The sequence below is a fragment of the Rothia sp. HMSC071B01 genome (assembly GCF_001808945.1).
Classification (GTDB): Bacteria; Actinomycetota; Actinomycetes; order Actinomycetales; family Micrococcaceae; genus Rothia.
On record NZ_KV795081.1, the window covers coordinates 16,861 to 31,682 of the forward strand.

Sequence of the window (14,822 nt, forward strand, 5' to 3'; positions counted from 1 at the left end):
AACACAACCTAGGCTAATTAAGCCTTGGGAGCCGAGGTGTCCTCGGGCAGGTTGTTCTTAGCAATCTCAACCAGTGCGTTGAAAGCAGCGGGCTCGTTAACAGCCAGCTCAGCCAGCATACGGCGGTCAACCTCAACACCAGCAGCCTTCAGGCCCTGGATGAAGCGGTTGTAGGTCAGGCCCTGTGCGCGGGAAGCAGCGTTAATACGCTGAATCCACAGGCGACGGAAGTCACCCTTCTTCTTACGACGGTGGTCGTAGCTGTAAACCAGCGAGTGAGTGACCTGCTCCTTAGCCTTACGGTACAGGCGAGAACGCTGACCGCGGTAGCCGGATGCACGATCGAGAATAGTACGGCGCTTCTTGTGCGCGTTAACCGCGCGCTTCACACGTGCCACGTGTGTCTCCTTCGTCTTATGTCCTGAACAGCTCACATATCACGCTGAACAGGAGCGAGTCTTTAATCAGTGCGCACCACTATCGGTGCGCCAGGTGCAGAGAGTAAGCGTTGCTTACTTACCCAGCATCTTCTTGACAACCTTTGCCTGGCCGCCGGTAACGATCTGGTCAGAAGCCAGACGACGGGTCAGACGAGAGGACTTGTGCTCCAGGTAGTGGCGACGGTTCGCCTGCTGGCGCTTAACCTTGCCGCTACCGGTGAGCTTGAAGCGCTTCTTAGCACCAGAGTGGGTCTTCTGCTTCGGCATAGCTGCCGTTCTCCTTACATTCATCCCCCGCCACAACAGCGGGGTAGCTTAGTGGGGTTGAGCGATACACGCATCAGCCCCAAGGACCAAAGGTGAGGCACCCCCAACGAGGTGCCTCGGAACCGGCACCGGGTGAACCCGCAACACCCACCCAACGGTGGAGGCGCGTGCCCATCCTAAAGTGACGACCCGGTTCCCTACTCGGCGGAAGCCTGTGCCTTCAACTCGGCAGGCATAGCGTCTGCCAAAGAATTAGTTACGGGCTTCGCCTTGGTCGTGTCAATACGCTCGCGACCCTTGCGACCGCCGGCGCCCTGCTCACGGCGAGCCTCTGCCTTACCGCGAAGCGGAGCCAGAACCATCACCATGTTGCGGCCATCCTGACGGGGGCGAGACTCAACGGTGCTCACCTCAGCCAGCTCAGCCGCCAGACGCTCCAGCAGACGCACACCCATCTCGGGGCGCTGCTGCTCACGACCACGGAACTGAATCATTGCCTTGACCTTGTCACCACCGGAAAGGAAACGACGAGCGTGTCCAACCTTGGTTTCGTAGTCGTGGGTATCAATCTTCAGGCGGAAACGGATCTCCTTCAGAACGGCATTAACCTGCTTCTTGCGGGATTCACGAGCCTTGATTGCGGCTTCGTACTTGTACTTACCGTAATCCATGAGCTTGCACACGGGCGGCTTCGCGTTCGGGGCAACCTCGACCAGGTCGAGTTCGGCGTCCTCAGCCAGACGCAGAGCGTCCTTCAGAGGGACAACGCCTACCTGCTCGCCACCGGGACCGACAAGACGGACCTCGGGAACGCGGATACGATCGTTAATGCGTGGTTCGCTAATGACTAGCTCCTGTGCTCTGTGGGTTTCCCCGTGAATACTATCCGTTGCGGGCACTAAAAAAGCCCCCGCAGTTACACAAGCGGAGGCACAAACCAGCGTACGCCGAAAGCGGCGGACAAACCCGTTCACCTCAAAACTCGCAAGCTAACGCTTGCGGCGGTCAACCGGGTGGGAGGCATGCTCCACTTGCAAACTGCCTACAACCATACCGCAGAATCCCCAACAGGCGCAAGGAATTAGACGTAAAACACCATAAAAATTGCGGGGATTCCTGCAGAAAGCCCACAGAAGCATCCACTCTTAAGGACGCATTTACCGAAACAAACGAAATATGAGATTCTAGGACTATGAGCACTGAAAACACGAGTTTCCGCTTCACCGCGGAAGAAGAAACCCCCGTACACGGCCACACCGAACTCACCGAAGAGCAGGTCGAAGCCGTCAACGAACAGCTGCGTGACATCGCAGACGTACCCGCCATCGAAGTCATCAGCTCCGCAGCCATCCACATGATGAGCGCCGCAGCCGTCAAGTGCGGCCTGGCAGCAGAGGAAAACGCCGACGACCTCAAGGACCTCGACGAAGCACGCAAGCTTATCACCGCACTGGCAGGCCTCGTCACCGCCGCTGCACCCGAAATCGGCTCCCAGCACGCAGCACCCCTGCGCGACGGCCTGCGCACCCTGCAGCTCGCCTTCCGCGAAGCATCCCCCTTCCCGGACGAGCCCGGCAAGGGCCCCGGCGAAAAGCTCACCGGCCCGGTGTACTAAACCAACTGGTGTACTAAGCCAGGACGTGCGCTAAACCAGCAGGCCTACTAAGCCATATCTGGTGTATGCCATCACGAAGCCCCGCATCCCTCGTATTGAGGAAGACGGGGCTTCGTCATATATAAAACCTATGCGGATAAGAAATCTACGCGGGCTAAAGCAGAGCGGTAGCTTTAGCGGGAGCCAGCGACCTCAAGAGCCTGTTCAAAACTAAAGTTACCCACATACAGCGCCTTGCCAAGCACCACGCCCTCCAAACCATAAGGCACCATAGAACGCAGCTTCACAAGATCAGCCAGCGACGCCACACCACCGGACGCCACCACCCGACAGGCAGTCTGAGCCAGCACCTCATCCAGCAGCTCCGCACCCGGGCCCGCCAGAGAACCGTCCTTACTCACATCCGTGACGATATAGCGGCGCACACCCGCGCTCTCCAGCCACGCCAGCGCCTCCGCCAAATCAGGCCCCGACCAATCGGTACCGCGAGCCACCGTCACCCAGCCCCGCTCGGGGTTATAACGGGCATCGAGGCCAAGAGCCAGAAGATCAGAATCGGCATAATGAGCCAGAACACCTTCAAGCCAGGAAGAATCCGCCAGAGCCGCACTAGTCACGTTCACGCGGTCCGGATTCAGGCTCAGGGCGCGCTCCAGACTCTCAGCATTACGCACACCGCCACTGACCTGAACACGAACCGGAGCGGAGCCGGTCATCCGGGCATTCTCGGCGCGGACAGCGGCAACCACCTCAGCCAGAACCTCAGTATTCGTGCCACGACCAAACGCCAAATCAAGGTCAACCAGGTGAATCCAGCGAGCACCAGCCTTCACCCAGGTCAGAGCCGCCTCAACAGGGTCGAGGCGTTGCTCACCACCGGACAGGGTGCCGCCCACCGGGCGCACCGCGTAGCCTTCAGAAATATCAACGGCGGGCAGAAGTTCAAGAGCGGGTGCAGACATTAGTTACCTCCCGCCGCAGTAGCGGAGTCACCAGAAGACAGGCGACCGGTCGCCGCCAGGGATGCAACCCAGCGGCGCATAAACTCCGCACCCAGCTCACCAGATCCCACCGGGCAGAACTGCACCGCCGTCAGCGGACCGTTCTCAACCGCCGCGATATAGGCGGGCTCGGTGACAGTCCACGTCACCGCCGGAGGGGCAATATATTCAATGCTCTGATCAAAAGCCCACTCAAAAACGCCGTGCTCAGATTTGAAGTGAGCCTCACCCTCAAGATCCTTGAGCAACGTACTATCGGAGGAAGAACGCAGGGCAGAAGCACCGGGCGCCAGGTCTCGGGCAGAAAGCTCCACGCTCTCACCGGGCCACTCCCCCATGCACTGCACCTGAACCTGCCCCATCTGCGGATGCTCCACCGTCACCGAGTCGAAGAGGCAGCTCAACGCCGCACCGGCAACCAGCACCGGACGACCGCCAGCAACACGGCGACCAATCACGCGCTCAGCGTCCTTAGCTTTCAGGTCTTCGTACGCCTCGAGAGAGCTCACACCGCCGGTCACCACCATGCCGTCAGCTTCACGCAACTGGTCGGGCACAGCGGTCACGATAACGTCCGCCCCCGCATCCTGAAGAAGCTTCACCAGAGGACCACGAGTTCCGGGATCCCCCAAAACGGCAACCACGGGACGAGCGGGCTGAGTGGTCTGTACAGATTCAGTTTCGACGGGTGTGGTTGCAGCGGGTGTGGGTTCAGCGGGAACAGGCATCGGTGCGCTCCTATTTCATAGGCTCAAGAATTCGACTCAAGCGCTCAGCTTGAGAGATAGCGGGTTCGGAGTCAAGACATCAACCTCATGCAGAAGCCAACCACGTACGTGTCCATGCTTAGCGCTGAGTCTGAGGAATTTCCAGACGCTGACCGGCATCAACAGAGGTGCTGGTCAACGAGTTCAACTCCATAATACGAACCACAGTATCACGGGTGTCACCCTGCGGATCCACCGCCTGAGCAATATCCCACAGGGTCTCGCCATGCTTGACCACAACGACGGTTCGAGTCACCGAAGCGTTCTCCACAGAAGCAGAAGCCGCCGGGCCAAAGAAGCTAATAGCACCGAGCACAATCAGCGCCGCCAAAGTCAGCAGAGGCAGCCCCTTCAGGAAACCGCGCACAGTACCAAGACGACGAATAGAAGCGGGAACCGCGCGCAGAAACTCGCCGCCCTTAGCCAGAAGAACACTCTTCACGCTAGGGGTCGGCGCATCAGAAGCAGTCTGCGCGCCAGAAGCTACAGAGCGAACCGGTGCCTGAATAGAGCCAGCAGGGGCAGAAGCGGCGGGAACACGAGTAGGCTGACCCACCTGAGCGGGGCGAGGCGCATGAGCCGCACGAGAAGAGCGAACAGACTGCGAAGACGCAGGCACACGAGAACGCCCCTGCACGGTGCTGGCGGACGCAGTGCGGGCGGGGTGAAGTACCACCAAACCTGCCGGAAGGTGTGCAGAAGTGTCACGAGAAGCAAGAGGTGTTGCAGTAGTCATTGTGGTTCCTTTCTCTTAGCTCGCCCCGGGGTTACCTCGCGGGTCTAGCAATGCCGAGCGATACCCGCTCGGAGGTCCTAGTTGAGTGATAACTATGGAGTGGTGATTGTTAGGCGATAACTATTGGGTAGCTATTCTCTAGTTAGGTCAGAGCGCCGGATGCACCGGGTTGCGCTGGGTCGCCCCAACACCCCATCCCCTGCGCTCTCTCTTCGCCGGATGCTCCCTAGAGCATCCGGGGTAGATCGTGCGAAGAGAGAGGCAGAGGATTCGAATACATTCGAACACTCCTTCACTCGCCCCTCCTGGAAGACTCCGGGTCGAATCTTCGAATATTTTTCGAACATTCACCCGTAAATCCTGAATTTCAGGAGAGATTCAAGAGTATATACGAACTCTTGTTCTAAAGTCTAGCAGAGATGTACTAAAAATTTCTTCGAGTTTCGAAGAAAAAATCTAGAATATTTGTTTGAGTTTTTCGGTGTAGTGTTCTACACTGGTGTCAAGAGACGTTCCACACGCTCCTGATGAGTCCTACTCACAGCAGGTTTCTGTACCCGTTACAGCTTGGTTCTGTATCTAAATGCAGGTGCTGCTGACTGAGTTTTATAGGGCGGAGGCGCATACTCGTTGCCCGCGTATCGCTCCGGCACGGATAGAATTCCTCCACCCCCTGACGAGATAAGACCAATTTCAGCAGAACCAAAAAATTTTTAGGACACCATCGGAAAACGTGTGAAGCACCCATCCGTGCCCCGACCGGACTGTGTCTCAAACAGACTGCAGAGACCGGAATACAGAAATCGGGGCACAGACCGAAGGAAAAGAAATGGCAACAGCACCCCGTCCGGCGCTGACCGCGCGCCAGCAGAAGATTCTTGACGCGATCCGCACCGAGATTGAACAAAAGGGTTACCCGCCGTCCATGCGCCAGATTGGTGACATGGTGGGTCTTGCGTCCCTGTCTTCGGTCACTCACCAGCTCGGCCGTCTCGAGACCATGGGCTACATTCGCCGCGACCCCAAGCTCCCCCGCGCCATTGAGGTGCTGGATGAGAACGGCGTCGGCATCCACGGTAGCGCTTCCTCTTCCCTGCCCGAGCTGCCGAACTTCGAAGTCGGCGATGAGGACCTCGTACCCGTTCCCCTGGTTGGACGAATTGCAGCGGGCGGCCCCATTACCGCCGAGCAGTCCGTGGAGGATGTGCTTGCCCTGCCCCGCCAGCTGGTCGGTAACGGCAAGCTTTTCATGCTCAAGGTCAAGGGCGATTCCATGATTGACGCCGCAATCTGCGACGGCGACTGGGTGGTTGTCCGCGAGCAGCACACCGCAGACAACGGCGATATCGTTGCTGCTCTGCTCGACGATGAAGCAACCGTAAAGGTGTTCCGTCAGGTTGACGGCCACACCTGGCTCATGCCGCGCAACTCCAACTACGAGCCGATTATGGGTGACCGCGCAACCGTCATGGGTAAGGTCGTCTCCGTGCTGCGTAGTCTCTAGAAAACCACAGCCTCTAGAAGATGCAGTCTCTGAAAGACGCGGGCTCTAAACAGCCACAGCATCTCAAAGAAGCTGTTTTAAACAACACAGCCTCTAAAAGACATAGCTACGAGGCTTTTAGCTCTCTATAGAAATCACCCCGGTGATACGTAAACGTTCACGTATCACCGGGGTGATTTCTATATGTCTAAATTTATATGCCCAAAACGGGGCGGCGGCGCGGCAAGGAATGGATCTCGCCCGAGCTAACGCTCAATACTCGCCGAAAGACGAGCCAGCGCACCAATCACGGCTGCCTTATTCTGCGTCGACCACATCGGCGGCATCGCCTTCATCAAGAAACCGCCGTAACGTTTAGTCGCCACACGAGAATCCAGTACAGCCACCACGCCGCGGTCAGACACCGAACGAATCAGGCGGCCCGCGCCCTGCGCCATACGAATCGCCGCATGGTGAGCAGAAACCGCCATAAAGCCGTTACCGCGGTGACGGTTCACCGCCTCCGTACGAGCCTGCGCAATCGGGTCGTCCGGGCGGGGGAACGGAATGCGGTCCATCACCACCAGGCGGCAAGAGTCACCCGGAACATCCACGCCCTGCCATAGGCTCATCGTTCCGAACAGGCATGAGTCAACGTCCTCGCTGAACTCCTCCACCAGAGCCTTGAGCGAAGACTCACCCTGCAGAAGAATGTTCAGGTCGCTATGCTCACGCATGTACTCGGCGGCACGCTCAGCGGCACGCTTCGAGGAGAACAGGCCCAGGGCGCCGCCCTCCGACGCCTCGCACAGCTCACGCAGACGCTCCAGCTGACCCTCGTGCACACCAAATCCCGGAGGCTTCAAATCTCCGGCAACGTACATGATGCCCTGCTTGCGGTAGTCGAAAGGTGAACCCACATCGATACTCGTCCAGCGCGGCGCACCCTCCCCTTGCAGTCCCAGGGCAGCGGCTGCAACATCAAAAGAGTCACCCACCGTCAGGGTCGCACTCGTCAAAATCACGGTGCGGTCAGCGAACAGGCCGTCACGCAACTGCAGGCCAACGCTCAACGGAGCGATATTCAGGGTCGCCGGGTCGGTATCGGAAGCAGCCACGTAGCGGCCGTTCTCCCAACCGCCCTGACGAGAAATCCACAGAACGTCCTGCTCGCCCGAAGCCTCCAGAATGCGGCTGCTCATATCGTGCACCTCAGAGACACGCGAGCGCGCCATCTGCAGGCCGGCGTCAACGTCCTGACCGTCCGGTTTGGTATCGGACAGGGCGGTGCGGGCGGCATCGTTGACCGCAGAAATAGCGGTCAAAAGGCGACCGTCCAGGCCTTTCAGCAGGCCCTCGGCAAGACCCTCGAACGCGGTCTCCAGGGTGCCGGCTGCCATTTCCAGTGCGCCGGAATCAGCCTTCGAATGCTTCTTCACGCTACGTGCCGCACGGCGAACCATCGCAACCGTCAAAGAACCAGACACGGCACCGGTCACGCGGTCCACCAGCTCATGAGCCTCATCAATAATGACCGTCTCATGTTCGGGCAGAACCTTCATGCCTTCAAAAGCATTAATCGCCAGCAGGGCGTGGTTCGTGATGACAATGTCAGCCTCAGCGGCACGGCTACGCGCCATCTCGCTAAAGCACTCTTCCACCAGCGGGCAACGGCGACCCAAACACTCGGCGGCGCTGACCGATACCTGAGCCCAGGCGCGGTCAGAGACGCCGGGCTTCAGCTCGTCACGGTCTCCGGTCTCCGTGCGGTCAGCCCACTCGCGCAGGCGCACCACTTCCTCACCCACGCGCGAGGTCGAAGAAGGCATGTCGAAGAGAGCATCCGGCTCGTCTTCCGGGTAGCCGCCCTCCAGCTTGTGCAGGCAGAGGTAGTTATTGCGGCCCTTGAGCAGAGCCACCTGCGCCTGCGACTCCGGGCGCGGCTCCAGCGCTTGTAGAAGACGCGGAATATCGCGGTTCACGATCTGCGCCTGCAGGGCAAGAGTCGCCGTCGCAACCACAATCGGCTGGTCCGACTCCCCCACCCGCGCCAGGGCAGGAACCAGGTAGCCCAGGGACTTACCGGTACCGGTACCCGCCTGGACCAACAGGTGACGCTGCAGTTCAAGAGCCTGCGCCACATGCGCCGCCATGATGCGCTGACCGGCACGGTTCTGACCGCCGGTGGCGGCAACCGCCTCGTCCAGCAGGGTCAGGGCATCCTTCGCACCGGGCAGGGTCTCAAGCTCCTGCCCGGTGAATCGGGTGCCGTCGGTTGCCGGTCCGGGTACAGTTCCCGGGGTGTTTTTGGGCGCGTTGATGCTCTCGGTCACGCTCATACGCTCCTAGCGAGCCTCAGGGGTAGAGGACTGCTCGGAAACAGAAGCGGTCGCTTCGGTGAGGGCGTGTGCCTCCGCAAGTTCCTCTTCCAGAACCTCCAGCAGGTCGCCCTCCAGCACATACTCGGACAGTTCGGAGGCGACATCCTCACGAACCAGAGCCACCACGAAGGTGCCGTCCGATACGAAATCAGTGCTCTTAATTTCGGCGTCCCACTCGTGCAGGCGCGAAATAATCTCACCGTGCGAGTACGGAATCAGCAGCCTCACCTCAATGGAGGGGCGCGGAATGGTGTCCGCAATCTTCTGCTTCAGCTCCTCAATACCCTCACCGGTACGCGCCGAAACAATCACATGCTCCGGCTCGCGCTGGCGCATACGCTCCAGCACGAACGGGTCGGCGGCATCCGCCTTATTCAGCACAATGATCTCGGGGATATGGCGGGCGTCAACCTCCGCGATGACCTCGCGGACAGCACGAATCTGCCCCTCCGGGTCCGGGTGCGAAGCATCCACCACGTGCAGGATGACGTCAGCGTCAGCGACCTCTTCCAGGGTGGAGCGGAACGCCTCCACCAGCTGGGTCGGCAGCGAACGCACGAACCCCACCGTGTCAGAAAGGGTGTAGCCGATACCGTCCGGGGTCTGAGCCTTACGGACGGTCGGATCCAGGGTCGCAAACAGGGCGTTCTCCACGAGCACGCCCGCGTCGGTCAGACGGTTCAGCAGGGAGGACTTACCCGCGTTCGTGTACCCGGCAATAGCAACCGAAGGCACACGGTTACGGCGACGGTTCAGACGCTTCGTCTCACGCGCCGGCGCCATCGCAGCAATCTCACGCTTAAGCTTCGCCATGCGAGCGCGCAGGCGGCGGCGGTCCATCTCAATCTTGGTTTCACCGGGACCACGCGAACCGATACCCTCACCGGCTGCGGCACGGCCACCCGCCTGACGGGACAGGGACGCACCCCAACCACGCAGACGCGGCAGCATGTACTCCAGCTGAGCCAGCTCAACCTGCGCCTTACCCTCGCGGGACTTAGCGTGCTGAGCGAAAATATCGAGAATCAGGGCGGTGCGGTCAATAACCTTGACCTTCACAATGTCTTCGAGGGCGCGACGCTGAGAGGGAGCCAGTTCAGAGTCGACAATGACGGTGTCGGCGCCGGTCGCCTCCACAATGTCCTTGAGTTCCAGTGCCTTACCGGAGCCGAGGAAGGTGCCGGGGTCCGGCTTGAGGCGGCGCTGAACCAGGCCGTCCAGAACCTCGGAACCTGCGGTTTCAGCCAGTGCCGCGAGCTCACGCAGGGAGTTCTCTGCGTCCTCTACGGTGCCTTCAGTCCACAGACCAGCCAGCACCACGCGCTCCAAGCGCAGCTGGCGGTACTCGACCTCGGTGACGTCTTCAAGTTCGGTTGAGAGGTTCGCGGTACGGCGCAGGGCGCGGCGCTCAGCGAGATCTTCCTGATCACCGTCATATTCGGAGTGCTCGCGCTGAACGTCAGAAATTTCGCGCGCGCGGGTATCCAGCACACGGCGGCTATTGTTGCCGTGGGTGCTGGAAGAATTATCGCTGTGATGCGCGGTACCGGCGGCGTCATACGTAGTGACGGAGGCGGCGGCCTGGGATCGGCCCAGAACGCGGTCTACGGTGCGGCGCAGCTGCTCATCGCTGGGCAGCTTTTCGGTATCAGATACGGGGGTGTTCTTAGAATTCATACGATTCTAATTCTACCGCCGTTGCCCGCATCGGGTAGGGGGTTCGGTCGCCTGTGCGCTCAGGGCGTGCAAGCTATTGCCCCACCCGCGCATACTCTGCCCGTGTGCGGCGGGTTCTTGCCCTACCGGTACACTGGATAGCATGAGCGAGCAGCATTATTTCTCTGAAACCCCCGAGACCGAGTTCAAGCCCCGCCCCGTGCAGGTGGAGCTTGCCGGTCGCAAGGTCACTGTCACTACAGCTAACGGCATTTTCAGCCCCTCCGGCATTGATAAGGGCACCGCTATTTTGCTGCAGGAAGCACCCGACCCGCAGGGCGAACGCATGCTCGACATCGGCTGCGGTTGGGGCCCCATCACCCTGACTTTGGCGATGCTCGCACCGCAGGCGCAGGTGCACGCGGTGGACGTGAACTCCCGCTCCGTTAGCCTGACTGAACGCAACGCCGCCGCTCTCGGCCTGTCCAACGTCACCGTGGGAACCCCCGAATCGGTTGACCCCGAACTGCGTTTTGACACCATCTGGTCGAACCCGCCGATTCGCGTGGGCAAGGAGGTTCTGCACGAGATCCTGCTGACCTGGCTGCCGCGTCTGGCGCCCGGCGGTGACGCCTACCTGGTGGTTCAGAAGAACCTGGGCTCCGATTCACTACAGAAGTGGATGGACGCGCAGCTTGAGGAGCTGCACCCCGGCGAGTTTGAGGTGTCGCGCTATACGACTTCGAAGGGCTTCCGTATTCTGCAGGTGCACCGCTACGAGGACTAAAGCCCCTGGCGCTGATTCCTCTGGCGCTCATTGCTAAAAACGTAAAAGCGGCGGGTGTTTTCTGAATGTGTTATCAGAAAACACCCGCCGCTTTTCTCTATAAAATCTCTGTTCTAAAACAGCACGTTATCGCAGCACGACGGTTGCAACCATCTGCGCCGGACCAGCCAGAACAACATGCTCCAGGTCATCCGGGCCCAGCACGAAAGTCACCGCGAGGGTACCGCCGGGCACATGCACCAGCCACTCATCCGGTGCTTCCTCGCCGCCCCAGAAACGGGTCGCAGCAGCAGCCGCACACGCGCCGGTACCGCAGGACAGAGTCTCGCCCACGCCACGTTCGTGCACGCGCATACGGATAGCGCCCACATGCGCGCCGCTCTCAACGTCCAGATCGACCGGCACCACAAACTCAACGTTCGTACCGTTGACCGGGGCGGGGCTCACCTGAGGCAGGCTGTGCAGGTCCAGGCCGTCCAGCTTACCGTCAGAGCCGAGCATCACCACGGTGTGCGGGTTACCCATCGAAATGGACAGGCCAGCACGCGGAGTCTTCAGGCCGCGAGCAGACACCAGGCAGTCCTCGCCACCCTCGCGGGCAGCCTCACCGTGAATGAAGCTCCACGGACCCATATCAATCGCGTAGCCCTCTTCGGTACGCGCCACAGTCTTCACGCCGGCACGGGTACCAATCTTGACGGTCTCGCCCACCTCAAGCTCAATCAGGCCCTCAGTGCGCAGGTACTCCACGAACGCGCGCACACCGTTGCCGCACATTTCAGCGATAGAGCCGTCACCGTTGCGGTAGTCCATGAACCAGACAGCGTCCGGGTGCTCCTCGAGCAGCTTCTGGCCCGCGCGGGAGGCGGTGCTGCGGGTAGCACGAATGAAGCCGTCCGCACCAATGCCGAAGTGTCGGTCGCAGGCGCGGGCTACCAGCTCGGGGGTGAGAGCAATTTCTGCGTTCTCGTCCGTCAGAAAGATGAAGTCGTTACCGGTGCCGTGACCCTTGGTGAGGGTCAGGCCTGCCAGCTCGCCCCAGGTGGAAGGGTTCTCGCTCATATGCTGTCCTTAAGGTTGGTGACCTGTCCGTTTATGATTTTACCGCGCCGACCGACTCGACGAGGTATCGGTTCGGCGACGGCTCGTTATTGTGGCTTATCGGGTGCTTTCGCGGATGATGGCTTCCGCCTCATCGGCAAGGGTGGGTGAGAGCGCATCCAGCCAGTGCACACGCGGGTCCGCACGGAACCAGGTCAGCTGGCGGCGCGCAAACTGGCGGGTCGCAATGGTCGTATCCTCAATCGCCTGCTCCACGTTGTAGTCCGCATCCTCAAGGGCACGAGCAAACTGCGCGTAACCAATCGCGCGGGAGGCGGTCTTACCCTCCTGCAAACCCTGCTCGTTCAGGGTGCGCACCTCGTCCAGCAGGCCGCGCTCGTGCATCAGCTCCACGCGGCGGTGCAGACGCTCGTGCAGCAGGGCACGATCCATATCCAGACCAATCTGAATACTCTCGGTCACGTACTCGCGCACCGGCATGAACGCCGAGAACGGGCGACCCGTCACCTCGAACACCTCCAGGGCGCGAATGATGCGGCGCTCATCCTTCACGCGCGCCGCCGACTCCGGGTCGACCTCCGCCAGGCGGGCATGCAGAACACCAATACCCTCGGTACGCGCCTGCTCCTCCAGGCGCTCACGCACCCGCGCCTCCGTGCCGGGGAACTCCAACTTATCCAGGGCTGCACGCACATACAGACCGGAACCACCCACCAGAATCGGGTAGCGGCCACGGCCGCGGATCTGCTCAATCAGCTCACGGCTACGCTCCTGAAACTCCGCCACGGACGCCTCATTCCGCACATCCATAATGTCCAGCAGGTGGTGCGGGACGCCGCGCATCTCCTCCGCAGTGACCTTCGCGGTACCAATATCCATACCCCGGTAGAACTGCATAGAGTCAGCGTTAATGCACTCACCGTTCAGACGCAGAGCCAGCTCAATAGCGAGCGCGCTCTTACCGGTGCCGGTCGGGCCCACAATAGCGATAACGGGCAGAGTTTCGGAGATAGTCATGCGCCCCATTCTACCGGTTCCCTCACCCCCCCCCACTTGCGGTAGCGGTGCGAGCCCGAAGAACAGGGCGCATGATTCGAATCTAGGTTTTAGGGGCGCAGACCGATGGTCGGCATGCCCAGACCCACCGGCGCACCGGGCACCTGGGTGGTGCCGGTACCGCAAGAGTCAGCCTGGGAGCGGTCCCACGCGTCACCGGCGCGGGTGCGGCGCAGCTGGTACTGCTCGGCGGTCGGGTCAGAAATCAGGTGGAAGGAACCAGCCTCGGTAATGGGCACGGTGACCATGTCGCCGGGGCGCGGAGTCTCGCAACCCTCGGGCACCGAGAAATGCACGAGGCGCTGATCCGGGCCACGACCGGAGAGGCGGTGAGTCTGGTCAGCCTTACGACCTGCCTCCGCAACGACCATCAGTTCAACGGTCTTACCGAGCTGCTTGCGGTTCTCTTCACCGGCGATGCGGTCCTGCAGGGCAATCAGACGCTCGTAGCGTTCCTGCACGACCTCCTTCGGGATCTGGTTCTCCATGGTCGCCGCCGGGGTGCCGGGGCGAATCGAGTACTGGAAGGTGAACGCGGAGGAGAAACGAGCCTGCTCCACAACCTTCAGGGTGTCCTGGAAGTCCTCTTCAGTCTCGCCGGGGAAGCCCACAATAATGTCGGTGGTAATCACGGCGTTCGGGATGCGCTCGCGCACCTTGTCCAGAATGTTCAGGAACTTCTTGGAACGGTAGGAGCGGCGCATGTCCTTGAGCACCTTGTCGGAGCCGGACTGCAGCGGCATGTGCAGCACGGGCATGACGTTCGGGGTCTCCGCCATCGCGTCAATCACGTCGTCGGTGAACATTGCCGGGTGCGGGGAGGTGAAGCGTACACGCTCCAGGCCCTCAATCTCACCGCAGGCACGCAGCAGCTTGGAGAACGCCTGGCGGTCGCCGAACTCCACACCGTAGGAGTTCACGTTCTGGCCGAGCAGGGTCACCTCAATAGCGCCATCATCGACCAGCGCCTGAACCTCAGCGAGAATGTCGCCGGGGCGGCGGTCCTTCTCCTTACCGCGCAGAGACGGCACGATGCAGAAGGTGCAGGTGTTGTTACAGCCAACCGAGATGGACACCCAGCCGGAGTACACGTGGTCGCGCTTAGTCGGCAGGGTGGAGGGGAAAACTTCGAGGGATTCGAGCAGTTCTGCCTGCGCCTCGTGGTTGTGGCGGGCACGCTCCAGCAGGGTGGGGAGGGCACCAATGTTGTGGGTACCGAACACGACGTCCACCCAGGGTGCCTTCTCAATGATGGCGTCCTGGTCCTTCTGTGCCAGGCAACCACCCACAGCGATCTGCATGCCCTTGTGGGCGCGCTTGACCGGTGCCAGCTGACCGAGGTTGCCGTACAGGCGGTTGGAAGCGTTTTCGCGGACCGCGCAGGTGTTGAAAACAACCAGGTCGGGCTGGGTGCCTTCCTCAGCGCGAACGTAGCCGTTAGCCTCCAGCAGACCCGACATTCGTTCGGAGTCGTGCACGTTCATCTGGCAGCCGAAAGTGCGCACTTCGTAGGTGCGGGGGCTGGTTTCGGGGGTCTGGGCGGAATCGCTGAGGGTCGAAGTCATGCCCTA

Annotated in this window: 14 protein-coding genes; 3 read left to right on the forward strand and 11 right to left on the reverse strand. The window is 60.7% G+C overall.

Annotation, left to right across the window (positions count from 1 at the left end):
- Positions 1-17: 17 nt before the first annotated feature.
- The 3 genes from rplT to infC all read right to left on the reverse strand — a co-directional run bounded on the left by rplT (position 18) and on the right by infC (position 1,606).
- A complete protein-coding gene (gene rplT / locus HMPREF2527_RS08260) occupies positions 18-398 on the reverse strand; it encodes a 50S ribosomal protein L20 (protein WP_005507127.1) in 381 nt (126 codons plus the stop codon).
- A 114-nt stretch (positions 399-512) separates the two neighbouring features.
- Positions 513-707 (reverse strand): 50S ribosomal protein L35, encoded by a 195-nt coding sequence (rpmI, locus tag HMPREF2527_RS08265; protein ID WP_004006287.1) that lies wholly within the window; start codon positions 705-707, stop codon positions 513-515.
- Between the two features lie 197 nt (positions 708-904).
- A complete protein-coding gene (gene infC / locus HMPREF2527_RS08270) occupies positions 905-1,606 on the reverse strand; it encodes a translation initiation factor IF-3 (RefSeq protein WP_083294482.1) in 702 nt (233 codons plus the stop codon).
- 293 nt (positions 1,607-1,899) lie between these two features.
- Between infC and HMPREF2527_RS08275 the strand changes: the two genes are divergently transcribed.
- Entirely contained in the window at positions 1,900-2,322 is a 423-nt protein-coding gene (locus HMPREF2527_RS08275; RefSeq protein ID WP_049345337.1) for a DUF1844 domain-containing protein, read from the forward strand.
- 173 nt (positions 2,323-2,495) lie between these two features.
- Here the strand turns inward: HMPREF2527_RS08275 and HMPREF2527_RS08280 are convergent, their stop codons facing one another.
- The 3 genes from HMPREF2527_RS08280 to HMPREF2527_RS09625 form a co-directional block, all read right to left on the reverse strand.
- On the reverse strand, positions 2,496-3,284 hold the full coding sequence (locus HMPREF2527_RS08280) for a HisA/HisF-related TIM barrel protein (protein WP_049361759.1): 789 nt from the start codon (positions 3,282-3,284) through the stop codon (positions 2,496-2,498).
- Positions 3,284-4,051, reverse strand: coding sequence for a type 1 glutamine amidotransferase family protein (locus HMPREF2527_RS08285; protein ID WP_083294483.1), 768 nt, complete (start codon positions 4,049-4,051; stop codon positions 3,284-3,286). Before HMPREF2527_RS08285 ends, HMPREF2527_RS08280 begins: the two co-directional genes overlap by 1 nt.
- A 118-nt stretch (positions 4,052-4,169) precedes the next feature.
- Positions 4,170-4,826, reverse strand: coding sequence for a LysM peptidoglycan-binding domain-containing protein (locus HMPREF2527_RS09625; protein ID WP_083294484.1), 657 nt, complete (start codon positions 4,824-4,826; stop codon positions 4,170-4,172).
- 829 nt (positions 4,827-5,655) lie between these two features.
- Between HMPREF2527_RS09625 and lexA the strand changes: the two genes are divergently transcribed.
- Positions 5,656-6,330, forward strand: a complete 675-nt coding sequence (gene lexA, locus HMPREF2527_RS08295) for a transcriptional repressor LexA (RefSeq protein ID WP_005507121.1) — start codon at positions 5,656-5,658, stop codon at positions 6,328-6,330.
- Between the two features lie 245 nt (positions 6,331-6,575).
- Here the strand turns inward: lexA and HMPREF2527_RS08300 are convergent, their stop codons facing one another.
- On the reverse strand, positions 6,576-8,648 hold the full coding sequence (locus HMPREF2527_RS08300) for an ATP-dependent DNA helicase (protein ID WP_070507689.1): 2,073 nt from the start codon (positions 8,646-8,648) through the stop codon (positions 6,576-6,578).
- Positions 8,649-8,654: 6 nt separating this feature from the next.
- Positions 8,655-10,367, reverse strand: coding sequence for a GTPase HflX (gene hflX, locus HMPREF2527_RS08305; protein ID WP_070507691.1), 1,713 nt, complete (start codon positions 10,365-10,367; stop codon positions 8,655-8,657).
- Positions 10,368-10,509: 142 nt separating this feature from the next.
- Between hflX and HMPREF2527_RS08310 the strand changes: the two genes are divergently transcribed.
- A complete protein-coding gene (locus tag HMPREF2527_RS08310) occupies positions 10,510-11,133 on the forward strand; it encodes a class I SAM-dependent methyltransferase (RefSeq protein WP_070507693.1) in 624 nt (207 codons plus the stop codon).
- Between the two features lie 126 nt (positions 11,134-11,259).
- Here HMPREF2527_RS08310 and dapF read toward each other — a convergent pair whose 3' ends face one another.
- From dapF to miaB, 3 genes are all read right to left on the reverse strand, one after another.
- The gene (gene dapF, locus HMPREF2527_RS08315) at positions 11,260-12,195 is read right to left on the reverse strand and encodes a diaminopimelate epimerase (RefSeq protein ID WP_070507696.1); all 936 of its coding nucleotides are present in this window, start codon (positions 12,193-12,195) and stop codon (positions 11,260-11,262) included.
- Between the two features lie 96 nt (positions 12,196-12,291).
- On the reverse strand, positions 12,292-13,212 hold the full coding sequence (gene miaA, locus HMPREF2527_RS08320) for a tRNA (adenosine(37)-N6)-dimethylallyltransferase MiaA (RefSeq protein WP_070507698.1): 921 nt from the start codon (positions 13,210-13,212) through the stop codon (positions 12,292-12,294).
- Positions 13,213-13,301: 89 nt separating this feature from the next.
- A complete protein-coding gene (miaB, locus tag HMPREF2527_RS08325) occupies positions 13,302-14,816 on the reverse strand; it encodes a tRNA (N6-isopentenyl adenosine(37)-C2)-methylthiotransferase MiaB (protein WP_005507114.1) in 1,515 nt (504 codons plus the stop codon).
- Positions 14,817-14,822 lie beyond the last annotated feature (6 nt).